The organism is Collinsella sp. HCP3S3_D1, assembly GCF_052064015.1.
GTDB lineage: Bacteria > Actinomycetota > Coriobacteriia > Coriobacteriales > Coriobacteriaceae > Collinsella.
The window spans coordinates 58,597-83,001 of sequence record NZ_JBQHWK010000010.1; the positions used below are offsets into that span (position 1 = coordinate 58,597).

The 24,405-nt window shown below is 60.4% G+C and carries 18 protein-coding genes and 1 tRNA gene; 9 read left to right on the top strand and 10 right to left on the bottom strand.

Annotated features, from left to right (window positions below; translation table 11 throughout):
* Positions 1-251: 251 nt before the first annotated feature.
* The 6 genes from gltA to glmU all read right to left on the bottom strand — a co-directional run bounded on the left by gltA (position 252) and on the right by glmU (position 8,006).
* Positions 252-1,661, bottom strand: coding sequence for an NADPH-dependent glutamate synthase (gltA, locus tag ACTNDJ_RS05015; protein WP_154516684.1), 1,410 nt, complete (start codon positions 1,659-1,661; stop codon positions 252-254).
* The gene (locus tag ACTNDJ_RS05020) at positions 1,652-2,491 is read right to left on the bottom strand and encodes a sulfide/dihydroorotate dehydrogenase-like FAD/NAD-binding protein (protein WP_006235793.1); all 840 of its coding nucleotides are present in this window, start codon (positions 2,489-2,491) and stop codon (positions 1,652-1,654) included. The genes gltA and ACTNDJ_RS05020 overlap by 10 nt, the downstream gene beginning before the upstream one ends.
* 359 nt (positions 2,492-2,850) lie before the next feature.
* On the bottom strand, positions 2,851-3,480 hold the full coding sequence (gene pth / locus ACTNDJ_RS05025) for an aminoacyl-tRNA hydrolase (RefSeq protein WP_441063233.1): 630 nt from the start codon (positions 3,478-3,480) through the stop codon (positions 2,851-2,853).
* A gap of 348 nt (positions 3,481-3,828) precedes the next feature.
* A complete protein-coding gene (locus tag ACTNDJ_RS05030; RefSeq protein ID WP_441063232.1) occupies positions 3,829-4,665 on the bottom strand; it encodes a hypothetical protein in 837 nt (278 codons plus the stop codon).
* A 748-nt stretch (positions 4,666-5,413) separates the two neighbouring features.
* Entirely contained in the window at positions 5,414-6,400 is a 987-nt protein-coding gene (locus tag ACTNDJ_RS05035) for a ribose-phosphate diphosphokinase (protein ID WP_441063231.1), read from the bottom strand.
* A 193-nt stretch (positions 6,401-6,593) separates the two neighbouring features.
* The gene (glmU, locus tag ACTNDJ_RS05040; protein ID WP_441063230.1) at positions 6,594-8,006 is read right to left on the bottom strand and encodes a bifunctional UDP-N-acetylglucosamine diphosphorylase/glucosamine-1-phosphate N-acetyltransferase GlmU; all 1,413 of its coding nucleotides are present in this window, start codon (positions 8,004-8,006) and stop codon (positions 6,594-6,596) included.
* Between the two features lie 205 nt (positions 8,007-8,211).
* Between glmU and ACTNDJ_RS05045 the strand changes: the two genes are divergently transcribed.
* The 3 genes from ACTNDJ_RS05045 to ACTNDJ_RS05055 are packed head-to-tail and all read left to right on the top strand — an operon-like array spanning position 8,212 to position 11,451.
* Complete coding sequence (locus tag ACTNDJ_RS05045; RefSeq protein WP_427718158.1) at positions 8,212-9,090, top strand: energy-coupling factor transporter transmembrane component T family protein; 879 nt, start codon at positions 8,212-8,214, stop codon at positions 9,088-9,090.
* Positions 9,090-10,733, top strand: a complete 1,644-nt coding sequence (locus tag ACTNDJ_RS05050; protein ID WP_441083422.1) for an ABC transporter ATP-binding protein — start codon at positions 9,090-9,092, stop codon at positions 10,731-10,733. The genes ACTNDJ_RS05045 and ACTNDJ_RS05050 overlap by 1 nt, the downstream gene beginning before the upstream one ends.
* A 4-nt stretch (positions 10,734-10,737) precedes the next feature.
* A complete protein-coding gene (locus tag ACTNDJ_RS05055) occupies positions 10,738-11,451 on the top strand; it encodes a DUF6580 family putative transport protein (protein WP_441063227.1) in 714 nt (237 codons plus the stop codon).
* Positions 11,452-11,986: 535 nt separating this feature from the next.
* Here the strand turns inward: ACTNDJ_RS05055 and ACTNDJ_RS05060 are convergent.
* The gene (locus ACTNDJ_RS05060; RefSeq protein ID WP_154516667.1) at positions 11,987-12,805 is read right to left on the bottom strand and encodes an exodeoxyribonuclease III; all 819 of its coding nucleotides are present in this window, start codon (positions 12,803-12,805) and stop codon (positions 11,987-11,989) included.
* A 136-nt stretch (positions 12,806-12,941) separates the two neighbouring features.
* Between ACTNDJ_RS05060 and ACTNDJ_RS05065 the strand changes: the two genes are divergently transcribed.
* The 4 genes from ACTNDJ_RS05065 (at position 12,942) to ACTNDJ_RS05080 (ending at position 17,678) form a co-directional block, all read left to right on the top strand.
* A complete protein-coding gene (locus tag ACTNDJ_RS05065) occupies positions 12,942-13,694 on the top strand; it encodes an NAD-dependent protein deacylase (protein WP_441063225.1) in 753 nt (250 codons plus the stop codon).
* A gap of 94 nt (positions 13,695-13,788) precedes the next feature.
* The gene (gene folP / locus ACTNDJ_RS05070; RefSeq protein ID WP_441063223.1) at positions 13,789-15,516 is read left to right on the top strand and encodes a dihydropteroate synthase; all 1,728 of its coding nucleotides are present in this window, start codon (positions 13,789-13,791) and stop codon (positions 15,514-15,516) included.
* Entirely contained in the window at positions 15,517-16,218 is a 702-nt protein-coding gene (locus tag ACTNDJ_RS05075; RefSeq protein ID WP_427747602.1) for a hypothetical protein, read from the top strand.
* 263 nt (positions 16,219-16,481) lie between these two features.
* Complete coding sequence (locus ACTNDJ_RS05080; RefSeq protein ID WP_441063222.1) at positions 16,482-17,678, top strand: ATP-binding protein; 1,197 nt, start codon at positions 16,482-16,484, stop codon at positions 17,676-17,678.
* A 109-nt stretch (positions 17,679-17,787) separates the two neighbouring features.
* On the opposite strand, the gene ACTNDJ_RS05085 is transcribed toward ACTNDJ_RS05080, so the two are convergent.
* Complete coding sequence (locus ACTNDJ_RS05085; RefSeq protein ID WP_441063220.1) at positions 17,788-18,561, bottom strand: type III pantothenate kinase; 774 nt, start codon at positions 18,559-18,561, stop codon at positions 17,788-17,790.
* Positions 18,562-18,758: 197 nt separating this feature from the next.
* On the opposite strand from ACTNDJ_RS05085, the gene ACTNDJ_RS05090 reads away from it, so the two are divergent.
* Positions 18,759-18,835 (top strand) — tRNA-Met (locus ACTNDJ_RS05090).
* Between the two features lie 324 nt (positions 18,836-19,159).
* On the opposite strand, the gene ACTNDJ_RS05095 is transcribed toward ACTNDJ_RS05090, so the two are convergent.
* Both ACTNDJ_RS05095 and ACTNDJ_RS05100 read right to left on the bottom strand, forming a co-directional pair.
* Positions 19,160-20,602: a C45 family autoproteolytic acyltransferase/hydolase gene (locus tag ACTNDJ_RS05095; protein ID WP_441063218.1), complete on the bottom strand. Its 1,443-nt coding sequence runs from the start codon at positions 20,600-20,602 to the stop codon at positions 19,160-19,162.
* 694 nt (positions 20,603-21,296) lie between these two features.
* The gene (locus ACTNDJ_RS05100; RefSeq protein ID WP_441083423.1) at positions 21,297-21,620 is read right to left on the bottom strand and encodes a hypothetical protein; all 324 of its coding nucleotides are present in this window, start codon (positions 21,618-21,620) and stop codon (positions 21,297-21,299) included.
* A 738-nt stretch (positions 21,621-22,358) separates the two neighbouring features.
* Between ACTNDJ_RS05100 and bilR the strand changes: the two genes are divergently transcribed.
* Positions 22,359-24,389 (top strand): bilirubin reductase, long form, encoded by a 2,031-nt coding sequence (gene bilR / locus ACTNDJ_RS05105; RefSeq protein ID WP_441063215.1) that lies wholly within the window; start codon positions 22,359-22,361, stop codon positions 24,387-24,389.
* The last annotated feature ends 16 nt before the right edge of the window (positions 24,390-24,405 follow it).

Consider the following 24,405-nt stretch of genomic DNA (forward strand, 5'->3'; position numbering starts at 1 on the left):
AAGTGTTACAGATTGAGATGAACTGTTCGGCCGCCAACCTAACGTCTCGATCTGTAACACGTAGCGAGGGATTTGGTCTCTAAGTGTTACAGATTGAGATGAAAGTCGGAATCGGTTCGCCGGCCAGGTCCTCAACCACCGCAAAGGTGCCCGTTCCCTTTATGGTGATCGGGCAGCCGGCATAGAAAAAGTCCCCGCCGGGCGTATGCCCGACGGGGACTTTGCCGTTTGGTGGTTAGCGCTGTAGGTGACTACTCACCCAGCAGGCTCTTGGTGATCGAAGCGGCGGCCTTCTTGCCGGCGCCCATCGCCAGAATGACCGTAGCGGCACCGGTGACGATGTCGCCGCCGGCCCAGATGCGGGGATCGGTGGTCTGGCCGGTCTCCTCATCGGCAACGATGTAGCCCCACTTGTTGAGCTCCATCTTGCCGCCGATCTTGGCAGCGAAGGGGTTGGCGTTGGTGCCGATAGCCGAGATCGCGACGTCGCAGGGAATCTCCTCGATGGCGCCCTCGATAGGCACCGGGCGACGACGGCCGGACTCGTCAGGCTCGCCGAGCTCCATCTTCTGGACCTTGACGGCGCACACGGAGCCGTCCTCGCCAGCGACAAACTCGAGCGGGGAGACGAGCGGCAGAACCTCGACGCCCTCGGCCTTGGCATGGTGCAGCTCGGCGCGGCGGCAGGGCATCTCGTCCTCGGTACGACGGTAGGCGATGATGGCGTGCTCGGCGCCCAGGCGCTTGGCGGTACGGACGGCGTCCATAGCCACGTTGCCGCCGCCAAAGACGACGACGTTCTTGCCATGCTTGGTGGGGGTGTCGTACTCGGGGAACTTGTTGGCCTTCATCAGGTTCACGCGGGTGAGGTACTCGTTAGCGAAGAAGACGTTGGGCAGGTTCTCGCCGGGGACGTTGAGGAACTTGGGCAGGCCAGCGCCGGTCGCCACGTAGATGGCGTCGAAGCCCTGCTCGAACAGCTCATCGGCCGTGGCCATGTTGCCCACGACGGAGTTGTACTCAAACTTGACGCCCATGTTCTCAAGGCCGTCAATCTCGCGCTTGACGACCGCCTTGGGCAGACGGAACTCGGGGATGCCGTAGACCAGCACGCCGCCGCCGGTGAAGAAGGCCTCAAAGACGGTAACGTCAAAGCCGTTGCGGGCGAGCTCACCGGCGCAGGTGATGCCGGACGGGCCGGAGCCGACGACGGCGACCTTCTTGCCGTTCTTGGGAGCCATCTTGGGCGTGGAGGCGAGCTCGGGGCGGTCACCCAGGAAGCGCTCGAGCTGGCCGATGGCCACGGGCTCGGACTTCTTACCACGGATGCACTTGCCCTCGCACTGGTTCTCCTGCGGGCAGACGCGACCGCAGATGGCGGGAAGCATGGAGTCCTCGCGGATGGTATCGAGGGCGCCGCCAAAGTCCTTCTCGCGGATCTGCTCGATAAAGCGGGGGATGTTGATGTTGACGGGGCAGCCCTCAACACAGAACGGCTTCTTGCAGTTGAGGCAGCGCTCGGCCTCGGCCAGCGCCATCTCCTCGGTGAAGCCCTTGTCGACGGGGCGGAAGTCGCAGGCGCGCTCGGCGGCCGGCTCCTCGTTATCGGGGGTGCGGGGCGACTTCATATCGGCAACGAAACGACCGTTAACTAGTGGCATGCGCAGCTCTTTTCCTCATAGGCCTTGAGGGACTCGCCCTCTTCGGAACGGTAAGCGGCCTGGCGGGCACGAAGGTCATCCCAGTCGACCAGGGTGGCATCGAAGTCGGGGCCGTCGACGCAAGCAAACTTGGTCACGCCACCCACCTCGACGCGGCAGCAGCCGCACATACCGGTGCCGTCAACCATGATGGGGTTGAGCGACGCGGTGATGGGGGTGTCGTACTTCTGGGCGGTGAGGGTCGAGAACTTCATCATCGGAACGGGGCCGACGCAGAAGACCTGGCTCACGGCCTTGTCCTGCAGCAGGCGCTCCAGCGGAGCGGTGACAACGCCCTGCTCGCCGTAGGAACCGTCGTCGGTGGTGATGTGGATGTGGTCCTCGTCGAGGAGCTCGCGGAACTGGTCCTCCATGAGCAGGAGGTCCTTGGTGCGAGCGCCCATGATGGCGTGCACCTCGTGGCCGGTCTCGACCAGGTGCTTGGCGACCGGGAAGGCAATTGCCAGGCCGACGCCGCCGCCAATGACGGCGCAGGGGCCCTCGGCCATCTCGGTGGGAACGCCCAGCGGGCCCACGACGTCGCGCAGCGACTCGCCGGCCTCGTAGGTGGAAAGCATCTCGGTGGTCTTGCCGATCACCATGAAGATGAACTCGACCCAGCCCTCGTCACCGTTCCAGCCGGCCAGGGTAAACGGGACACGCTCGCCCGTCTCGTTGGCGCGAACCATGAGGAACTGTCCAGCGTGCGCATGCTTGGCGATTGCAGGCGCCTCGATGCGGAACTTGAACACCTTCTCCGAGAACTGCGTCTTCTCCAGGATCTTATACATAGAACCCCTCTCTTGTTAGGGCAACCGAACCGTGCCTCCACGGAAATGGACGGCAGCCCGAATAAAACCGTACGCGCACAGGCGTTGTGCAGACATACAGTGTAAATTATACCCTCATGGACATGTTGCTTACGTGTATCTTTGGCAGGCGGGAAAAGTAATCCAGCACAAAGAGACAGGTTTATTTTGGCGGGTTTTATCAGATAAAACGACAAAAGGGGCCGGCCTTGCATATCGGTGAGGCCGGCCCCTTTTGAGGTGTTGGGTATGTATGGCGGCATAGGGTTTATTGCGATGCGGTCGCTGCGGCGTTTTCGCATATAAAACCTGCCAAAATAAACATCCCTTTTTGGTAGGTTTTAGTGCTTGCCGTTGGCAGAGGCGGAGCCGTTGACGTGGTCGCGGGCATAGATTACGCCGTGCACAATCGCCAGGCCGGCGGCGTCGGCGGCGCGAGCGCAGGTGTCCTGGAAGTCCTCGGCCTCGCGGGCGCGCAGCTGCTTGAGCACGTAGTCGGCGACAGGCATCTTGCCGGGAGGGTTGCCGATGCCGGTGCGGATGCGGCTAAAGTCGCGGCTGCCCATCTTGTCGATGATGGAACGCAGGCCGTTGTGGCCGGCGTGGCCGCCGCCCACCTTGACGCGCACGTCGCCGGCGGGAATGTCGAGCTCATCGTGGATTACGAGCAGCTCCTCGGCCTTGATTTTGTACTCGCGGCAAAGCTTGGAGATGGGGCCGCCCGAGGTGTTCATGTACGACTGCGGCTTGACCAGCACAATCTGGCGCTTGCCGCCCTCTTCCTCTGGATCGTTGATGTTGATGAGCGCGACCTCGGCGCCGGCCTGGTTTTTCCAGTACGTGACGCCGGCCTGACGCGCCAGCTCGTCGATCGCCTTAAAGCCTGCGTTGTGGCGGGTCTCGGCATACTCATCGCCAGGGTTGCCGAGTCCGGCAACCATGCGAATCTTAAGCGGCTGTGCAGCTGCCATGTGCTTCCTTTCATCGATTTGTCGCCTGCTATGGTGAGCGACCCCGTTGCTGCTGTCAAATGGAGGGTGATTGAGGCTGCATGAGGGCGTTTGGACAGTCGTCAGAAGCCGGGATGGACAGTTAGTTCAGATTTGTATAAACCAAGAGATCTTTGACTGCCAAAATCGGGGCCACGGAACTGTCACGGCGCTTTGGGGAGCACAATTTGTGCTATTTCAGATCTTTTGAGTCTTCAAATGAGGTGATTGGCGCCGGGATGGCGGCAAACCACCTCGACATGAGCCGTCTGTTTATACAAATCTGAACTAACTGTCCAGCCATGCTCGGTAACACTGGGTAAAAGTCTTTTAGACCGGCGCGAGGCCGATTCCGGCCCGCAGGGTGTTGAGCCAGGTGGCCTGACGCTTGCGATAACCCTTGATGCGGTAGCGGAATCGAACTCCCGCAAGTCGATGCATCGTCTGGGCGAAGGCTTCGAGTGCAACAAGGTCCTTCATTTGGTCACGATTGATAACCAGGACGTGGATACCCATGGCCTTAAGGCCATTGTTGCGATTGCCATCGTGGATGCGAGCGTTTTGAAGCTCATGTCCAATTCCGTTGTATTCGTTGTCGACTCCGGCTGCTGGGCAATATAAGTCGCAGATGGCGTAGGGGATGCCCGAGGACATGTTGACCGCAAGGGTGTCGAAATCGATTCGATAGTTGAGCAGCAGGCCTCCCATGGGCAGGCTGCAACACCCGAATCCGCCAAAGCGCATGGGTGCGCCCAGGACAGCGAACATCAATGATTCCGCTGGGGATGCGGATCCGGCCCGGGCGAGTTTGATAGCTGTGCGAAACGAGGCGTAGGAACTACTTTTGGCAAACCGTGCGACTGCCTCGAGCTCTTCGATGGTTGTGGCGGGCTCGCATTTGTAGTGCGCCTGTTCGTAGCGGGTTTCGGCTTGCTTTTCGGGTGTCGGTTGATCGCCCTGGCAATCGAGATCGTCCATCGTTTCGAAGCTGTTGGCCTCGGGCCACGTGTCGTCGTAGGCGATGGGGTAAGTTGCTTCGGGCGGAAGTGAGTAGGTTCCGAGCAGTTCCATGAGAAGCATCAAGGTTTTGGCAATCGATTCATTTTTGGAACAAAGCATGGCCGTCATGGCGGGAGACGTTGCGTAGATGTCGGCTTCGATGTGCATGATCGCGCCCTGGGGGGAGAGGGGCGGTGATGGTGTGCTGGAGGAGCCGTCCGTCGGGTCGTCTGTTGCTGCCGCTCGCAACAAAGAGGTCTAGACGCTCGGAGTCGTCTTCGCTCCAGGCGTCAAGTATTGCAAGGGCCGCAAAGTCTATGGCGTCCTTGTTGGGAACGCAACCTACGAGGGCTTGTGTCTGTTGCTCGTCATCGATGGCGTCCCAGGGAAGGGCGGAGTACGCCCGTCGAGCGCGGCGAATTGCGCGGAGGGCGGAGAGGTGTGAAATTACGGTTGTCATAGCTATAAGGTACTAAGCCGTTGGCGAAATGATATGGCCGTGCCGTTCTTTTCGCTCAAAGGGGCGTCGCGCGCCGCGGGCGGTAACGACATCATACGGAATGCCTTGGAAAAGTGGAGAATGGAGTGATGGGTTGGCCCTGGAGGTATCTACTGAGATGGGTGCTGGACAGTTAGTTCAGATTTGTACAAGGCGACCGGGGTGTATTGCCGCTGTTGAGGGACTCGGTGGGCAAAATGGGGCCAATGGCATGGTGAAGAGATCCATGGGAGGAGGAATCGAGCGGAATTATGCCGGCAAGAGAGCTTTCGATACATTAAATGGCCCAAACGAATGCCCAAATTAATACAAATCTGAACTAACTGTCCAAGGCGGGTTATCGAGGGGCAGAAAAAAGGGTCGGAAGCGAGCCTCCGACCCTTTAAAAACACCAAAGATGATGCGCTGCGCGCTGGATTACAGCGCGAAGTCGCCGCCGACGAGCGTGGAGACGGGCTCCTCGTGGTAAACGGCGGAGATGGCCTGAGCGAACTCCTCGGCGACCGAGATGGTCTTGATCTTGCCGCCGACCTCGACGGGAATGGCGTCGGTGACGAGGCACTCGACGATGGGGGCGTCGTTCAGACGCTCGATGGCCGGGCCCGAGAAGATGCCGTGGGTGGCGCACACGTAGATGTCGCCGGCACCCATGGCCTTGAGCTCCTTGACGTTGGCGCACAGGGTGCCAGCGGTGTCGATCATGTCGTCATTGATGATGCAGGTCTTGCCCTTGATGTCACCGATGATGCCCATGACCTCGGCGGCGTTGTGGCGCGGACGGCCCTTGTGGGCGATGGCGAGGCTGCAGCCGAGCATGTCGGAGAGCTTCTTGGCAGCTTTGGCGCGACCCACGTCGGGGGAGACGACAACCAGGTTGTCGGTGTCGAAGTGCATGTCGTTGTAGTACTGGCCAAACAGCGGCAGTGCAGACAGGTGGTTAACCGGGATATCGAAGAAACCCTGAATCTGGCCCTGATGCAGGTCGAGGGTGATGATGCGGTTGACGCCAGCGCGCTCGAGCAGGTTGGCGACGAGGCGGGCGGTGATGGGCTCGCGCGGGCCGGCCTTGCGGTCCTGGCGGGCATAGCCGTAGTGGGTGATGACGGCGGTGATGGAGCGGGCGGATGCGCGCTTGGCAGCGTCGGTGGCGATGAGCAGCTCCATGAGCATATCGTTGACGTTGCCGCCGGCCACGGACTGAATCAGGAAGACGTCGGCGCCGCGGACGGTCTCGTCGTAGCGGGCGTAAATCTCACCGTTGGCGAACTGCTTTAGCGTAAGGCCCGAAAGCTCGACCCCAAGGTACTCAGCGATCTTCTGAGCGAGGGGACGGTTGGAGGAACCGGAATACACGCGGATGGACTTGCGCATATTCTCCGACTTCTCGGGATCATTAATCGGCATTACCCTTCTCCTTTATATATCGAATGCCATATAGATGCCTTGTTGCATTGTAACCGCGCGGCGGGGTTTATCGGGTCTTGATAACGTCTTTACCGTCAACGGACACGAACCGACCACTCATCCGGTCGCGCAGGTCAGCATAGAAAAAGGAGCCATTCCCATGGGAACAGCTCCTTAGATGCTTGGTAAAACGTTATACCTCGTCGTCCTCGTGCAGACGGCGGCGATAATCGGCGGCCCAGCCCTCAATATTTACCTGACGGGCGCGGCCCAGGCCGAGTGCGTCAGCCGGGACCGGCTCGGTGATGACGGAGCCGGCGGCCACGAGTGCGCCGTCGCCGATCTGGGCAGGCGCGACCATCATGGTGTCGGAACCGATGAAGGCATCCTTGCCGATGACGGTCTTGTGCTTGTGCACGCCGTCGTAGTTGCAGGTGATGGAGCCCGCGCCCACGTTGACGCCGGAACCCATGGTGGTGTCGCCGATGTAGGACAGGTGCGGCACCTTGGAGCCCTCGCCGATCGTGGACTTCTTGATCTCCACGTGTGTGCCGGCCTTGGAGCCATCGAGCATGTGGGTGCCCGGGCGCAGGTAGGCGCGCGGGCCGCAGTCGACGCCGTTCTCGATGACAGCCTCGATGGCGATAGTCTCATCGATGGTGCAGCCGCTGCCAACGGTGGTGTCGGTGAGGCGGCTGTTGGGGCCGAGCTGGCACTCCTCGCCCACGGTGACGTGGCCGATCAGGTGCGTCTGCGGCCACACGATGGTGTCGCGGCCGATGACGGCGTCAGGGCCGATCCAGGCCTGCGTGGGGTCGATGAAGGTAACGCCTTCGGCCATCCAGTGCTCGTTGATGCGGTCGCGCGCGATAGCGGTGAGTTGCGCGAGCTGGATCCGGCTGTTGACGCCCAGGCCGTCGCGGTAGTCGTCGCAGTGGAAGATGGAGACTGCCTGGCCGTGGCCCTTGAGAATCTCGAGCATGTCGGGCAGGTAGTACTCGGACTGCGCGTTGTCGTTGCCGATCTCGCTGATGTGGGCGGCGAGCTGCGCGCCGTCGAAGGCGTAGCAGCCGGCGTTGCACTCGAGCAGCGTGGCGGCCTGCTCGGGCGTGCAGTCCTTCTGCTCGATGATACGCTCGATCTGGCCGTCGGCGCCCAGCTTGATGCGGCCGTAGCCAAAGGGATCGGGCGGGGTCATGGTCATGACGGTGCAGGCGAGCTCGCCGCCGGCGACGGTCTGCGCGAACTTGGCGACGGTGTCGGCGGTGATGAGCGGCAGGTCGCCGTTGAGCACGACGACGGGGCCTTGCATGATGCCGCATGCCTCGAGCGCGACCTTTACGGCGTGGCCGGTGCCCAGGCGCTCGGTCTGTTCGACGCACTCGACCTTGGTGGCGCTGTTGGCGTAGGCGCCGTCGATAAGCGCGCGCATCTCGTCGGCGTGGCTGCCGATGACGACCACGACGCGGCTGCAGCCGGCCTTGATGGTGGCGTCGACGATCCACTGGACCATGGGCTTGCCCAGGATCTTGTGCGAAACCTTGCAGTGGTTCGACTTCATGCGGGTGCCCTCGCCGGCGGCGAGGATAATTGCGGTTGCGTCCATGTGATCTCCTGTTACGTTATAGAGACGTGCGTTTGGAAACGATACACGGCGCAATATGATACCGCAGGCATATGATGAGCGCGTAACGATTGGCGCATGGCGGCCGATGTCGGTTCCGCCGGCGTGACGTTTGCGCTGGTTGTGCATGGCAGCGGCACTGCGGCGTTGGCGTTTGAGCGAGGGGATGGGGGTGTCCGTGGATATCATGCGAGAGGAATCGGGCAACGAACCCGTCGCGGCATTCTCGATGTCGCATCCGGCGGTGCCGGCGCTCTACATGGTGCTGACGCTGGGGCTCACCATGTTCTCGATGCAACCGGTGCTGCTTGCGCTGTCGCTTGCGGGCGGGCTGGCGTATGGGTTTGCGACGCGCGGCGTCGCACGCACGTTGGGGGCGCTTCGCTGGCAGCTGCCGGTGATTTTGATTATCGCGGTGCTCAACCCGTTATTTAGCGCTTCGGGCTCGACGGAACTGTTCCGTATTGGCATGCGTGCGGTGTATCTGGAGAGCATGGTATACGGCCTGTGCATGGGCGGGCTGTTTGTGGCGAGCGTGCTGTGGTTTGAGGCCGCGGCGTCCATGCTTAGCTACGACAGGGTGCTTGCGCTTTTGGGTAACACCGCGCCGGTGATCGCGCTCATGATCTCGATGTGTATGCGGCTTATCCCGCAGTTTTTGCGTCGCGGTCGCACGGTGCTGGCGGTGCAGGATGCGATTGATGTGCCGGGCCGCGCGCCGGCCGACCCCGTGCGTTCGCGCCTACGGGCATCGAGCGTGTTGATGGGCTGGGGCATGGAAGATTCGCTGGAGCGTGCGGACGCCATGCGCTCCCGTGGGTGGGGCGCCGCGGCGCGTCGCACGACGTACGCGCGGTATCGGCTGGCGCGCGGCGACGTTGCCGCGTTGGTTGGGCTTGCGCTGTTTGGCGTGGCCACGGCGGCAGTGGCGTGGACCGCGACGATGCAGTATTCGTTTTACCCGCAGCTTTCGGTGCCAGCGCCGTGGCCTGGCTATGTTGTATACGCGACCTGGATGGCGCTGCCCTGCGTGGTGCATGCGATTGACGAGAAGAGGTTTGGCTGATGGCTCGGTTGGACGGGAGCATCATGGCGGACGCGGTGTGCGGCTCGGATATGCCGGCGATTGAAGTGCGGGGCCTGCGCTTTGCCTACCCCGGGGCCGAAGTGCCGGTGTTCGAGGGGCTCGATTGGCGTGTTCCCCAAGGGACGTTTGCGTTGCTTGTCGGTGGTACCGGGTCGGGCAAGTCGACATTACTCTCGTTGCTCAAGCCCGAGATTTCGCCGGCGGGCGAATGCTCCGGCGAGCTGCGCATGCTGGGCGAAAGCGTTGCCGACATGGACGTTCGCGCGTCCGCGGAGCGCGTGGGCTATGTGTTTCAGGACCCCGAGAACCAGATTGTGTGCGAAACCGTGTGGCACGAGATGGCGTTTGGCCTGGAAAACTTAGGCATGTCGCGCGACGAGATGCGTCGTCGCGTGGCCGAGACCAGTTATTTCTTTGGGGTGGAGGATTGGCTCCACCGCGATACCGATACGCTTTCGGGCGGACGCAAGCAGCTGCTGTCGCTGGCAGCCGTGCTGGCGTTGCGCCCTCGCGTGCTGCTGCTCGACGAGCCCACGTCCCAACTGGATCCCGTTGCCGAGAAAAATTTTCTGCATGCGCTGTTTCGCGTGAATCGCGAGCTGGGCTGCACGGTTGTTGTGGCAACGCACCAGCCGCGCCCGATGCTCGAATACGCGACGTGCGCGTATCGGATTGAGGGCGGGCGCGTAAGCGAGGTCGCTGACATCGCCTCCTTGGGGCATCGCGAAGAGCTGTTTTCTGGCGAGGTGCCAGGGTGGGGTGGCTCGCGGCGTGCAAAAAACGGAGTTTTCAGCAGCGCCAGTGGCCGGCCGGGCTATTTGGACCCGCGCGTGGGCGCTCCGGGCGAAAAAAAAAGACCGAAATCGGACAAATCGGCTGAATTTGAGGCGCAAATCCTGTCGCAAGACGACTCGGGGGCGCCGTCGTGCGCCGGTGGATGCCGAATACTCCCTAAAATGCACGCTGGGTCGGCTACCACCCTGGCAGGGGGCTGGTTTCGCTACGATCGAGCGTCCGGCTGGGTGCTGCGCGGGCTCGATGCGTCGTTTTCGGCAGGCGCGGTGCATGCTGTTGTGGGCGGTAACGGCTGCGGTAAGTCGACAATGCTTTCGGTGCTGGCCAAGACGGTCAAGTTGCAGCGTGGGCATATGGAGCGCGGGGCGGCCTCGGCGGCACTGCTGCCTCAGAATCCCAAGGCGCTGCTGGTTGCCGAGACGGTGCGCGAGGAGCTGATGGAATGGGCTTCGACCTGCGGATATGACGAGGCTATGGCGCGAGAGCGCGCGACGAGTCTGGGATTGTCCGGCTTGGATGGGCGCCATCCGTACGATCTTTCGGGCGGGCAGCGCCAGCTGCTTGCGTTGGCAAAGCTGCTGTTGATCGGCCCCGAGCTGCTATTGCTCGATGAGCCCACCAAGGGTCTGGACCTGGCCAGCCGTCGCATCATCGCCCGCGCCCTGCGCGACCATGCGGAGGCTGGCGGTACCGTCATCATGGCAACGCACGATCTGGATTTTGCCGAGCAGGTTGCCGATGACATTGCCATGATGTTCGACGGCGAGATTGCCTGCATGGAGCCGCCCGCCGACTTTTTTGCCGACAATGTGTTTTATAGGGCGTGATGGGATGGCGGATTATCGCGTCCTGCGCATACTCGCAAAACTGGAAATCCCGCTGCTGCTGGCGGTGCCGGCTGTAATGGCCGCAGCATTGTTGGCGGGCATTGAGCAGGCAGCGCTTGCCATGCTTGTCGTGGTGGCGCTGGTGCTCGCGCTGTTCTTTGCGGGTTACGAGGCATCTCGTCCGGGTTTGCGCCAGATTATGCCCTCGCTGGTTCTGGCGGCGTTGGCCGCGGCGGGGCGCATCTTGTTTGGGCCCATTCCCGACTTTAAACCGGTGAGCGCCATCGCCATTATCGCGGGGGCGACGCTTGGTCGCCGCAATGGTTTTATGGTTGGCGCGCTGGCGGCGCTGACCAGCAATTTCTTTTTTGGGCAGGGCATGTGGACACCGTGGCAGATGTATGCCTGGGGTCTGGTCGGCTATGTTGGCGGCGCGCTGGCGCATGCGGGGGCGTTCGACCGTGCCGATGGAACCGTGCGCATGCCGGCGCTGATGGCGTACGGCTTTGCGTCGGGCCTGCTCTATGGCGCCGTGATTAACGCCTACGACATCATCGGTTTTGTGCAACCGCTCACGTGGGCGGGCGCCGTGGCGCGTCTTGCCACGGCGGTACCGTTCGATATCACACACGGCCTTGCGACCTGCGTGTTCTTGGCCGCTCTCTACAAACCTTGGTGTCGTCGCATTAACCGTGTCGTCGTGAAATACGGGCTGTAGTGGCGGCTGCGCCGGGGCGAGAATCAATACTGTCGAAGTGCCATTTTAAAACTATGCCGGTTTACGGGGCTAGATTGGCACAGGCAGACCATGCCGGCTTTTTCCGAAAATAGACGATCCGTCTACCTGCGGTTTTATTTTGCTTGAATTGCGTTTGGTTGGGGATTTGCGATTCAGCCCCGTAAACCGGCATAGTTTTGGAATGGCCGGCTGACATGATGGGCGTCGTGGCCCTTAGAGAGCCAAATCGATCCGTTTTCTTCCGCCCCCAGACGTCCCCAGGGAATCAGTTGACGGCGCTTGCCACGAAACTAGCCCATCTACTACGTTTAGCTTGATACCCTCGACCATGACCGCGTTTTATGAAAAACCGCAGGCTTTCTACCTGCGGTTTTCTTTTTGCGTTGTTCGCCGTGGTTGAGGGTAGTGGCTTAAACGTAGTAGATGGGGCAGTTTCGTGGCGGGTGTGCCGCGTGGATTCCCTCGCGAGGTGAACATGATCCGTTTTGCTTCGTCCCCGAGGGGTCGGCTGGGGCTAGAGCTCTAGGGTGAGGGTGACGGGGCAGTGGTCGCTGCCAAAGATGTCGCCGCGGATGCCGGTGTCGCGCACGTTGCCGGCGATGGCGTCGCTCACCAGGAAGTAATCGATGCGCCAGCCCGCGTTGTTCTTGCGGGCATTAAATCGGTAGCTCCACCAGCTGTAGACGCCCTCGACGTCGGGATTTGCCGCGCGCCAGGTATCGGTAAACCCGGCGTCGAGTAGCTCGGTAAACTTACCGCGCTCCTCGTCCGAAAAGCCTGCGTTGCCGCGGTTGGACTTGGGGTTCTTAAGGTCGATCTCCTCGTGCGCGACGTTAAAGTCGCCGCAGGTCACCACGGGCTTGCCGGTCTCGCGCTCGAGTCCCGCCAAAAAGCCGCGATAGGCATCGTCCCAGGCCATGCGCACATCGATGCGCGCGAGCTCATTTTGGGCGTTGGGCGTATAGACGTCCACAAACCAAAACTTGTCGAACTCGAGCGCGCAGACGCGGCCCTCGGTCGCGGCCTGCGCCACGAGCTCGGCTGCCGCGCCCTCGCCGGCGTAAGGCAGCAGCGCATCGGCGCGCAGCACGCGCAGCGGTTCCTGGCGGCTAAAGACCGCAGTGCCCGAATAGCCTTTACGCTCGGCGTAGCTCCAGGTTTGGTGATAACCGGGCAGGTCGATATCGGCCTGGCCCTCCTGCAGCTTGGTCTCTTGCAGCGCCAGGATATCGACATTGAGCTCCTGTGCGATCTGGATAAAGCTCGGGTCCTTTTTGAGCACGGCGCGCAGACCGTTGACGTTCCACGAGGCGAAAGTGTAAGTCTGAGGCATGGTGTCCTTTCGACGGGGTTTGCAGGCTTAAGATTAGCGCAAAAGGGGCGGTGGTGGGCTCCGCGCGTGCTGACTCAAAGGCCGCATGCTGGGATGTCGCCCGACGCTGCCCGACCAACAAGGACGGAGGACTCATATGACGCAGGCGATATCGGATCCCAAGCGGGCCTCCGCCGCACTGGCGGAGCTGTTTGGTACCCACAAGCGTGTGGTCTTCTTTGGCGGCGCCGGCGTTTCCACGGCGAGTGGCATTCCCGATTTCCGCAGCGTGGACGGCCTATATCACCAACAGTTTGCCTACCCTCCCGAGACCATGCTCTCGCATAGCTTTTACGAGGCGCATCCGGCCGAGTTCTTCGACTTCTACCGCACCAAGATGATCTCACTTGGCGCCAAGCCCAACCGCTGCCACACCAAGCTGTCCGAGCTGGAGCGTGCCGGCAAACTTAATGCCGTGGTGACGCAAAACATCGACGGTCTGCATCAGATGGCGGGCTCGCAGCGCGTGTTCGAGCTGCACGGATCGGTCCATCGCAACATTTGCCAGTCGTGCGGCGCGGTCTATAGCGCCGAGTGGATTTGCGCCCGCGGGCACGAGGACGCCGCGGGTGTGCCCGTGTGCCCCGCGTGCGGCGGGCGCATTAAGCCCGATGTGGTGCTCTACGAGGAGCCGCTCGACGAGCATGTGCTGACCGACGCCGTTGCCGCCATTGCCGCGGCCGATGCCCTCATTGTGGGCGGGACCTCGCTCGTGGTGTATCCGGCGGCGGGTCTTACGCGATACTTTACCGGCGATACGCTGGCCATATGCAATCTTGCTCCCACCGATCAGGATGCAAATGCCGACCTGCTGATTTCTTGCGACATCGCTGCCGCGTTTGCGTTCTAGCCCGCGTGCGCGGATACAATAGAAAGACTAATTGCAAAGCGACCCCGCCGCCTGCGCCCGAGCGTGGCGGCGCGGGCATTTTAGGAGGATGTTCATGGCGAACGATAGCAAGACATGGCGGTGCGGAAAGTACGAGCTCAGCTTTGACCGTCCGCGCATCATGGGCGTCCTCAACGTGACGCCCGATTCGTTTAGCGACGGCGGGGAGCATTTCGACCCGGATGCCGCCATCGAGTACGGCCTGGCGATGCTCGATGCCGGCGCCGACATCATCGACGTGGGCGGCGAGTCCACGCGCCCCGGTTTTACCCCGGTCAACCCTGACGAGGAGGCTCGCCGCGTGCTGCCCGTTGTGCGTGCGTTGGCCAAAGAGGGCGCCATCGTCTCGATCGACACACGTCACGTGGCGGTTGCCAAGGCGGCCGTGCGCTGCGGCGCCTCGATCGTCAACGACGTGACGGGCTTCACCGACCCCAAGATGGTCGAGTTTGTCGCGACGAGCACCTGCGGCGTCATCGTGATGCACGCCGGCGAGGTCGCCGCGCCCGCTCGCACGCATGCAACGGTGCAGCTCGATACCTCTGCCGCGGCGTTTGTTGCCGAGAAGGCGCGCGAGGCGGCTGCCGAGGCCGCGCGCGAGGCCGAGAAGCCCGCCCGCCGTCGTCGTGGCAAGCTGCTGGGCGAGCCCAAGACGGAGGCCAAACTGCCGGGTGGCGTGGTGCAGCCCTCGCTGCCGTTTGGCGATCCGGAGCCAGCGCCCGAGCCAACGGGCGAGCAGAAGCAGGAGACGCCGGCCGCCGAGCAGGCTACCCCTGCCGCCGAGGCCGCCGCGACCCCTGAGCCCGCGCCGGAGCCCAGCGATCACTTGGCCGCCATGATGCGCCGCAGCGCCCGCCGCGAGGAGGCTTATGTGCCCACCTCGCAGCTCCGCCGCTTTACCCTGCCCGATTCGGCGCCCATCATGCGCCGCGTCATGGGCTTTCTGTCCGATCAGGCCCGCGCGCTCATCCACGCCGGCGTGTCACGCGACCGTATCTGCATCGATCCGGGTTCGGGTTTTGGCAAGACGGCCAACGAAGACATCGTCATCCAGCGCGAGACCGCCAAGATGGCATCGCTGGGCTATCCGCTCATGTGCGCCGTGTCGCGCAAGCGCTTTGTGGGCGCCGTCTCGGGCGTGACCGAGGCCGCCGAGCGCGATGCCGCCACATTTGGCGTGTGCCTGGGCGCTATCCAGGCCGGTGCCAACATCGTGCGCGTGCACGATGTCACCGGCTTTGCGCAGTTCCTGAACGGCTACTGGGCTGTTGCCAAGCCGCAGCCGCGTCGCGCGTTTGTGGCCGCGGGCTCCAACCTGGGGCATCGCTGCGACAACATCCGCGCCGCGCGCGACATGATCGCCGAGATTCCGCTCACCTGTGTGTCCAACTGCTCGCGCATCTACGAGAGCGAGCCGGCCTACGAGACACGCCAGGACGCGTTTGCCAACGCTGTCATCGAGATCAAGACCGAGCTGGCGCCGCTGGTGCTGCTCGACGAGCTTATGAAGATCGAGGCCGAGCTGGGGCGCGACCGATCCAAGAAGGCCAAGGTCAACGGCCCGCGCACCATCGACCTGGACCTGCTGTGGATGGATGGCGAGACCCATGGCGGCAAAAAGCTGCGCCTGCCGCATCCGCTCATTGGCGAACGCGACTTTGTGCTGGTGCCGCTCGAGGACCTGATGCACGACCCGGCGCGGTTCTTCCGCTACAACGGCGTCGAGGTCAAGGAGCCCGAGGATCGCGTGGGCCATATCGTGGGCGAATTGGGGCGTATGTAGATGATCGAGATGAATGCTGTTGCCGCCGGTACCGAGCTCGACGCGGCACGTGACGCGGGCCGCGAAGGCGTGTCCGCGGGCTGGTGCGCTTGGAGCGTGGGCGAGGCGTCGTTGACGTTTTCGCTGGTCGTGCGCCCGGATGTGAATATGCACGCCTTCCATGGCCTGCCGTTTGTGGCGGCGATGGGCATGATGGACGCGCTCGCGGGAACGGCATCGACGCCGGGGCTGGGTCTTGCCGGTAAGGTGGGCATTCAGTGGCCGAGCGATATTGTGTGCGGCGCGCCCGCGTTTGAGACGTCGTTTGCACGCGTCGCCGTCAACGGTGGCGCCGGTGCTGCGGGTATGTTCGGTGCCGTGACGGTGGATATTGAGCGCGCGGCGCTGGGCGAGCTCGGTGTGGACGTGGCTGACGAAGCGCTGGTCGAAGCGCTGACTACCGCCGTGCTGGCCCGCGTGGACGCCTGGGCGGTTGTCGCCAACACGCCGCAGGGCGCCGCCGGCCCGCTGGCTCCCGTGCTGGGCGAGTACTTCGACATGGTGCCGCTGCTGGGCCGCCAGGTTGCGGCGGTGTCGCCCAACGGCTTGCCGCTTGCGGTTGGTGTGTTTGCGGGCCTGGACATCTGGGGTCGCGCGACCATCAAGACCGATGCCGGCGAGCAGGAGTTTCCGCCCGAGGCCGTACGGATTCGCGGGCTGTAACGCGAGATGTCCGCGCTCAAAGATAATGATGACAACAAGACCCTCCCCGGCAGAGTGAACTGCCTCTGCCGGGGAGGGTCTTTGCGCGACTACAGGGTGGCATCGCGGCCCTATTCCTCAAAACTGAAAATTTTTCGTTTTTGAGGAATAGGATTAAGGCAGCTCGGCCTTTCGCGAGGTATATTCGCTATAGAGCCTATTCCTCAAAACTGAAAATTTTTCGTTTTTGAGGAATAGAGATAAAAGACCGCGAGGAGGCCCCGATGAAACTCATCAATAGAGCGTCATATATGGACACGTTGACGAGTCTTATTGGCGTGCCGGATATCAAGGTCATCACGGGCATCCGCCGCAGCGGTAAATCAAAATTGCTCGAGGCCCTCCGCGATTACGTGGAGGCAAATCTGCCTAATTCGAATGTCATCCATATCAACTACAACCTCGATGAGTTCGAGAACCTGCTCGAGTATCACGCGTTGCTCGCTTATGTAAAAGATCATCGGGTGCCCGGCAAACAAAATTTTCTGCTTATCGATGAGGTTCAGATGTGCGAAGGTTTTGAGCGTGCGATCAACAGCCTTCACGCATCCGAGCATTATGACATCTTCATTACCGGATCGAATGCCTTTTTGCTGTCGAGCGATCTGTCGACGCTCTTTACGGGGCGCACGTTCGAGATCGAGGTTTTCCCATTCTCGTTTGAGGAGTATCGTCTCTATGGCGACGAGGGCGAGGTCGACCGTGACTTCGATGAGTACGCGAGAACCGGCGGTATGTCTGGCTCCTACCCTTATCCACTGCAGGAGCAGCGCTATCAATATCTCTCCAACGTCTTTAAGACGCTCATTGTGAGAGATATCGTGCAGCGGCATAACGTGAGAAACGAATCGGCGCTGCTGCGCATTGCCGATTACATGATGGACAACGTTTCCAACATTACGTCGGCACGCAACATTACCGATGCATTAAATGCGGATGGACTAAAGATTACGAACAAGACGGTCGGTGCGTACATGGGGTACCTGTGCGATGCGTTTGCCTTCTATAAAGTTCGCCGATACGACATTCGCGGCAAGAAATACCTTAAGAGCGGCGAGAAGTATTACCTGGCGGACCACGCGTTCAAATACGCGCTGCTCGGTACACGTGATATGGATTGGGGGCGCGTATACGAGAACATAGTGGCAATCGAGCTGCTGCGCCGCGGATACGAGGTATACGTCGGCGTGCTCTATAAAAAGGAAATAGACTTTGTAGCAATCAAGCGAAGCGAGAAGCTCTACATTCAGGTGAGCGACGACATCAGCTCGGATAAGACATTTGAACGCGAGATTTCGCCACTGCTGAGCATTGGCGATGCGTATCCCAAGATGATTCTCGCCCGCACGCATCACGAGGCCACGGATCGCGACGGAGTGCAGATCGTGGACCTGGCGAGGTGGCTGTGCGGCGAGGCTTAGCGTGCTTCGAGCCTATTCCTCAAAACTGAAAAATTTTCGTTTTTGAGGAATAGGCTCGATGCGTTGCCTAGTTCGCCGCTCGCGCTCGTGCTCGACTTAAGCTCCTGCCCTATCCCAGCTCCTGCATGCGGCGGTAGATTTCGCAGATACCCTTAATGGTGAGCTGTCCATCGACCACGTCGAAGGCATCGGTCGAATCGGCGACGATGCCGGCGAGGCCTCCCGTGGCGATAACGGTGGCATCCTCGCGGCCCAGCTCGTGCTTCATGCGCGCGACCAGGCCTTCGGCCATAGCGGCGGTGCCCACCACGGCGCCGACCTTGATGCACTCCTCGGTATCGCGGCCGATGGCGTGCTCGGGCGCCTCGAGCGGCACGCTGGCGAGCTTGGCGGCGCGGGCGGCAAGTGCATCCATGGAGATGCGGATGCCCGGCGCGATCGCTCCGCCAATGTAATAACCGTCCTCATCGATGACGTCGATATTGGTTGCGGTGCCAAAGTCCACCACGATCGCCGGTGCGCCGTAGAAGGTCTCGGCCGCAACGGCGTTGGCAACGCGGTCGGCACCAACGGCCTGGGGACGCGCCGCGCGCAGCTTGGTCACGGCGGCCGTCTGCGGCCCAATGACGATGGCGTCTGCGGCAATGCGGTCGGCCACGGCATGCCATTCGCGCGAGAGCTGCGGCACCACGCCCGCAAAGGCGATAGCGTCGACCGCGTCGAGCGAAAGGCCGTACATCTTAAAAAAACCCATCAGGCGCACATGGATCTCATCTGCGGTATAGGAGCGGTCGGTGGGCATGCGCCACGACTGCACCAGCTCGTCTCCGTCAAACAGGCCCATGGCCGTCTGCGTGTTTCCCATATCGATAGCGAGCAGCATGTCTACTCCCGGTTTCGGCATAAAAGGACGCGCACCATTGTATACGTGCTGTCGACGGCGCTCGGCTGCGATTCGTTTACGGTGATATGGGCTGAGGGGTTTTAAATATGAAGGAATTATGCTCTACGAGATTTTCCTTGCCGTCCACCGAACTCCCGAGTAATATTCTTTCTTGCGCATATGAGGCGCCCAGACATTGCGGGGTGGAGCAGTCTGGTAGCTCGCCGGGCTCATAACCCGGAGGTCGTAGGTTCAAATCCTGCCCCCGCGACCAAGACTTTTAACAGCTCAGAGGCATTGTTCTCTGAGCTGTTTTTCTTTGGATAAATAGCACGGCGAGCTAGTTGCTGCGCGGGCATTTTGGATCCCCCGTGTCAATCTCTGCTCCTTGGAGGTCGTTGGTTCGAATCCGGCCTCCACGATCAAAACTCCGGGTCAGACGCAGGAAAGCCTGGCAGCGCGAATAAACGAAAAATACCATCATGCCGAGATGATCGGCATGATGGTACATCTTGGAAGTGATCTCGAGCGTTATCTTTAGGGAGGGTTCGAGATCACTTCCGCTTTCTTTAAATGACGAGCTGAGCGTTACGCAAGATTATTGAATAATTACATTTTCAGTAGTATAGGATGCCTGTGCGTATCGCTGAGCATTGGCAAACTGCGAAGTAGCAAGGCCATACATAATCGCAGCCTGCTCCTTATCGCCTTTCGCATTGGCGCAATCAGCCATAGTGGTGTAATTGCATCCCGTGTGCACCGCCTCAGCAGCCTTATTGTAATACTCCATGGACTCGTCATCCACTGAGCCCTTCTTATACAATTCAGCTCCTGCATTTCTTACCGCAATACGCGCGTCGATTTCTGCGCTCTTATTAGTGGCCTGCATGTTCTTTCCGAGGGTAAGCTTGTAGTAATTAGCTGTACCATAGGGAACGTCTGAACGGAATTTCTCGTCATGACCTCTCAAGACATACATTTCCTGATCAGTTGCATCAAAAATTGTCCTGAAAATTGTCTTGAATTCTATGTCATCGCCTTCTGGAGAGTGGAACTGATAGAAACCACCGAAGTCCCAATTTTCCTCACTCCATTTGCCCTCGTCATAGTAACGAATGCTTCCGAGTCCGTTCGCGAGCGTGAGTGGGGTAACGCTGCCGCTCTCGTCTTGCATAACCTTTTCTAGAGTATTGGCTCTTGGCACGCTATCCGGATATGCCTCATATGAATCATTCATCCAGAGCTCATCCTTGAAATGATTCGCTGCAATTAGATAGTCCGTCTCACCGTAGTCACCGGCTTTGCGTACTACATATGCATTATCTTTTTGCTCGATGAGATACGCATTTCCCTTGTTGTCGGAAACGTTGATGTTACCCGTGTGAATCCACTCAGTTTTCGTAAGCATTTTGACTGCTTCGTCTGCCGTATCGCACTTTGTGGCTGTGTACCAATAAGCAAACAAAGTATCGAGGAAGGTGCCTTCCCTATCGATTGTCTTAGCATCATCGCTTGGCGATGCCGTAGGCCCTCCGGCATAGGTAATAATAAGGCCCTTAGAGTTCATGAACGCATTTCCCTGCAATCCACCTGATGCAATGACTGCATTGCCATGTTTCGGATAAGAAACCATGCTCGAGAACATTGCGGCGGGTGTTGTGCTGACTGCATCAAGATTAGCAGCTCCAAGATGATGACCATCCTGAGTCATACTTCCCCAAGCAGATACATTCATACATGTTTTTGAACGCTCTGGATCATTTGAGCTCTCTGGATCAAAATGCATCATGAGGTCATAGTTAAGAACAGATGAGCCCATAACTGCAACTACTGCATCTTCCTTTGAGACTCCTGCCCCCTCAGCTACTCCCGACAAGAAATCAAATACAGATGGATCATCCTCTTCATAATGTTTCAGAATCTTACCCATGGCTTCGTTATATGCGGCATCGTCTGCCTCTGCATAAATTGAAGCCATTACAGCTGTCCAGTTACTTTCTAACTGATCCTTTTGCTGTAAGCCATACTGCTTTCCCTTCAATAGTACGTCATATAATACCAGTTGCAGCGTCCGCATCATTCGCTATGAACATTGCCGCCGTGCCCAGTAGCCTTCAGGCGTCCCGAAGGCCGGTGCGTCGCCGCTGACGGGCACGATGCGCTTTTTCACGAGTCTAAAGATGCATAATCTACGGACTTTTCTTTCTCTTGTCATACTTTTGAAAGTGTTCGTAAGAGGCTACCGATCCATTGGAGGCGTAGAGAGTCCAGGTGATGCGCGGACTCATCCCATCGAGCAGGCGGGTGGAGTCTGGCCTTCCAAGTGGGATGAGCGCCGTCGGGGTGATCTTGCCTAAAGATATTGGACTGTTTAATAGGACTAAACATAAGAAAACTCGATTATCAGGGGCGGGTGCCATAAGGCACACCGCCCCCCTTTGTGCGTATGGCGCCAGGACCATGCGCTCGAAAGCGTTGCCCAAACGCATGGTTCATCCGCACAAAGCCCATGGTCGCTATGGGCAAACATCGGTGCGCCTGCACATGGTTTTGAGCCTGTTTTCGAGCGAAAGTATGGCTGTCGATACGCATGCAATTCGCATGAAACCCGGGCTCGTCCGAGAGCCCTATAAAGGAGGATTCGCATGAGATTGCGCTCGATCATCAGCGCCCGGCCCAGACACGTGCCGTGAACCTTGATCGCACCGGTCATGGTGTTGAGGCAGAACATGTCGTTATAGCGTGTGAGCGGGCCTGTCGAGCGGGCAATCTTCTCGTCTAGATCGCGTTCGATGATGTAGCGCACGGCTTCGTCCTGCAGCATATCGCCTTCGGAGAGCTCGGCGCGGGTGATGGCTGCAAAAAAAGGGGGGGTCGTCGGCATCGTCGAGCTCAAAGCCACCGCGGGCGGCATAGCGGTAGACGGGATCGACGACGAGCACCGGGTTGCCCATAACGGTAGAGGCTGTTTGCGTGAGGCTCTTGAGCCCCGCGTCGCTCAAGAGCGCCTCGAGCAGCGCTTGCTTTGCGGTGGACCTATCGGTGGTACTCGGTTGCATGGGTGTCCCCTCTGCCGCGTCTTCGCCGTAGTCGACGCGTGACCAAATCATTATCGCAGGATGCGCAGTATTAGGTTGTTTAAAAAGGTGAGTGTGGCGGTCGTTTCCTCGAACGGGGACGGTGTTGCTGCTGGGGTTTGTCTCGATCTGTAACAGGTGGGTCCGATTTTGGTCTGTAGATGTTACAGATTGAGATTTCCGGCGAGCGGGGCTCCGTTTGTCTCGATCTGTAACACGAGGGACGGATTTTGCCGAGTTGTTGTTACAGATTGAGATATTCGGACGGACAGTTGCCGTTTGTCTTGATCTGTAACAGGTAGGGGTCAAAAGTGGGTCTAGCTGTTACAGATTGAGATGTTTGGTCGGACCGAGTTTGTTCGTCTCGATCTGTAACATCTGGGGTCGTTTTTGGCCTGTAGGTGTTACAGATCGAGATTTTCCGACGGAACGCTTCCGTTTGTCTTGATCTGTAACAGGTGGAGGCCAAAAGTCGGTCTATATGTTACAGATTGAGATTGTTGAGGATGGGTCGAGAGGAATATCTCGATCTGTAACAGTAAGACCCGGTTTTGCTGGGTAGCTGTTACAGATTGAGACAAACCGACGGGCCGCCCCGCCCCATCCGCCTGCCGCTGCCTGCTATCCGCCGATTTTCGTTGTGCCGCTGTACCCCCATGCCATATCCTCTAAACAACTACGCGGCACCATCGCCGCCGCGTCTACAAGAGAGGAATGTCCATGACCGCACCTGCGTCCAAGCTGCTCCAGCCCATTACGGTTGGCCCCCTTGAGCTCAAGAACCGCATTATGTTCCCGCCGCTGACCACCGGCTATGAGGAGCGCGACGGTTCCATCGGCGAGCGCAGCCTGGCTTTTTACGAGCGCCTGGCCCGTGGCGGCGTGGGCTACATCGTCATCGGCGACGTCGCTCCCGTCATGACCGCAAGCCCCACGCCCAAGCTGGCAACCGACGCCCAGATCCCCACGTTTAAGGCACTGGCCGACGCCGTCCACAAGCACGGTGCCAAGGTCGCGCTGCAGCTGTTCCACCCCGAGTACGACGTGCCCGGTGTCGGCCGCATGGTCATGGGCTCCATGGCTGCAGCCAAAGCCGCGCAGGAGGCCAAGGCCGCCGGCGACGAGGAGACCTTTGCCGCCAAGATGGCCGAGTCCAACGAGATCCGCAAGCAGGCATATGCCAAGCTGCACCACGACATGCAGCACTTTGTGAACGAGGCGAGCGTAGAGCAGCTCACCCAGATCAAGGAGGCCATCGCTGCCTCGGCCGCTCGCGCACAGCAGGCCGGCATCGACGCCATCGAGGTCCACGGCGACCGCCTGGTGGGTTCGCTGTGCTCCGCGATCCTCAACAAGCGAACCGACGAGTACGGCGGCTCGTTCGAGAACCGCGTCCGCTACGCGCTGGAGGTCGTCGCCGCCATTAAGGAGGCCGCGCCGCAGCTGATGGTGGAGTACAAGCTCCCCGTGATCATGGAGAACCCCGATGGCACGCCGCGTGGCAAGGGCGGCCTGCAGCCCGACGAGGCCTGCGAGTTTGCCAAGCTGCTCGAGGGCGCGGGCATCGATATGATCCAGGTTGCACAAGCCAACCACACCGGCAATATGGGCGACACCATTCCGTCCATGGGCGCCATGCCCTACAACTGGACGCTGCCCGTGGCCGAGCGCGTCAAGGCCCTGGTCTCCGTGCCGGTGGCAACTGTGGGCCGTGTTGTCTCGGTCGAGGCCGGCGAGAAGATCCTGGAAGACGGCGCGGCCGATATCATCGCCTATGGCCGCTCGCTCATGTGCGACCCCGACATTGCGCTAAAGGCCGCCACGGGCGAACCCATCCGCGAGTGCCTCAACTGCAACAAGGGCTGCGTCGATGCGATTCAAAACCGCAAGTACATCTCGTGTGTGCTCAATGCCGAGAACGGCGACGAGGCTGCCATCGCCATTAAGCCGGGCGAGGGCGACAAGAAGATCGCCGTTGTGGGCGGCGGTATTGCCGGTCTGGAGGCCGCACGCGTGGCGGCCAAGCGCGGCTACGACGTGACCGTCTACGAGGCGAGCGATCATCTGGGCGGCCAGATTGTGCTGGCGGCCGCGCCTCCGCGCAAGGACGAGATCATGCGCTCGGTCGAGTATTACGAGAAGATTCTGCCCGGCCTGGGCGTGAAAGTTGAGCTCAACCATGCCGCTACGGCAGAGGACCTCAACGCCGCCGACGCCGCGATTGTGGCTGTGGGCGCGCACGACGTGGTCATCCCTGTTCCGGGTGCCGATTCTAAGAAGGTCGTCTCGAGCTGGGACGTGCTGGCCGGCAAGGTGGAGCTTACGGGCCGCGTCGCCGTCATTGGCGGTGGCCTGGTGGGCACCGAGACTGCCGAGTACCTGCTGCAGCACGGCTGCGAAGTGGCGATCGTGGAGATGCTCGACAAGATTGCCGCAGGCGAGTCCGAGACCATTCTGCCGCTGATTATGAGCGACTTTTCAGAGCACAACGTGGAGCAGCACGTGAAGACCCGTCTGACCGCCATTACCGACGAGGGCGTGGAGGCCATTCGCACTGCCGATGACGGCGCCGAGGAGCCGGTGAAGATCGCCTGCGATTACGTGGTGATGGCCGTCGGTTCCAAGGCCAACGCGTTTGACTTGGATGGCGTTACGGTGCCCGTGACCTGTGTGGGCGACTGCTCGGGCGAGCGCACCGCCGACATTGCGAACGCCATTCGCACGGCATATCACGCGGCCAACGAGCTGTAGTTGAACATCGCGGCCA

Bases quoted from the DNA above. Each gene is read 5' to 3' on its own strand.
- gltA (WP_154516684.1), bottom strand. From the start codon at position 1,661: ATGCCACTAGTTAACGGTCGTTTCGTTGCCGATATGAAGTCGCCCCGC.
- ACTNDJ_RS05020 (WP_006235793.1), bottom strand. From the start codon at position 2,491: ATGTATAAGATCCTGGAGAAGACGCAGTTCTCGGAGAAGGTGTTCAAG.
- pth (WP_441063233.1), bottom strand. From the start codon at position 3,480: ATGGCAGCTGCACAGCCGCTTAAGATTCGCATGGTTGCCGGACTCGGC.
- ACTNDJ_RS05030 (WP_441063232.1), bottom strand. From the start codon at position 4,665: ATGCACATCGAAGCCGACATCTACGCAACGTCTCCCGCCATGACGGCC.
- ACTNDJ_RS05035 (WP_441063231.1), bottom strand. From the start codon at position 6,400: ATGCCGATTAATGATCCCGAGAAGTCGGAGAATATGCGCAAGTCCATC.
- glmU (WP_441063230.1), bottom strand. From the start codon at position 8,006: ATGGACGCAACCGCAATTATCCTCGCCGCCGGCGAGGGCACCCGCATG.
- ACTNDJ_RS05045 (WP_427718158.1), top strand. From the start codon at position 8,212: ATGCGAGAGGAATCGGGCAACGAACCCGTCGCGGCATTCTCGATGTCG.
- ACTNDJ_RS05050 (WP_441083422.1), top strand. From the start codon at position 9,090: ATGGCTCGGTTGGACGGGAGCATCATGGCGGACGCGGTGTGCGGCTCG.
- ACTNDJ_RS05055 (WP_441063227.1), top strand. From the start codon at position 10,738: ATGGCGGATTATCGCGTCCTGCGCATACTCGCAAAACTGGAAATCCCG.
- ACTNDJ_RS05060 (WP_154516667.1), bottom strand. From the start codon at position 12,805: ATGCCTCAGACTTACACTTTCGCCTCGTGGAACGTCAACGGTCTGCGC.
- ACTNDJ_RS05065 (WP_441063225.1), top strand. From the start codon at position 12,942: ATGACGCAGGCGATATCGGATCCCAAGCGGGCCTCCGCCGCACTGGCG.
- folP (WP_441063223.1), top strand. From the start codon at position 13,789: ATGGCGAACGATAGCAAGACATGGCGGTGCGGAAAGTACGAGCTCAGC.
- ACTNDJ_RS05075 (WP_427747602.1), top strand. From the start codon at position 15,517: ATGATCGAGATGAATGCTGTTGCCGCCGGTACCGAGCTCGACGCGGCA.
- ACTNDJ_RS05080 (WP_441063222.1), top strand. From the start codon at position 16,482: ATGAAACTCATCAATAGAGCGTCATATATGGACACGTTGACGAGTCTT.
- ACTNDJ_RS05085 (WP_441063220.1), bottom strand. From the start codon at position 18,561: ATGCTGCTCGCTATCGATATGGGAAACACGCAGACGGCCATGGGCCTG.
- ACTNDJ_RS05100 (WP_441083423.1), bottom strand. From the start codon at position 21,620: ATGCAACCGAGTACCACCGATAGGTCCACCGCAAAGCAAGCGCTGCTC.
- bilR (WP_441063215.1), top strand. From the start codon at position 22,359: ATGACCGCACCTGCGTCCAAGCTGCTCCAGCCCATTACGGTTGGCCCC.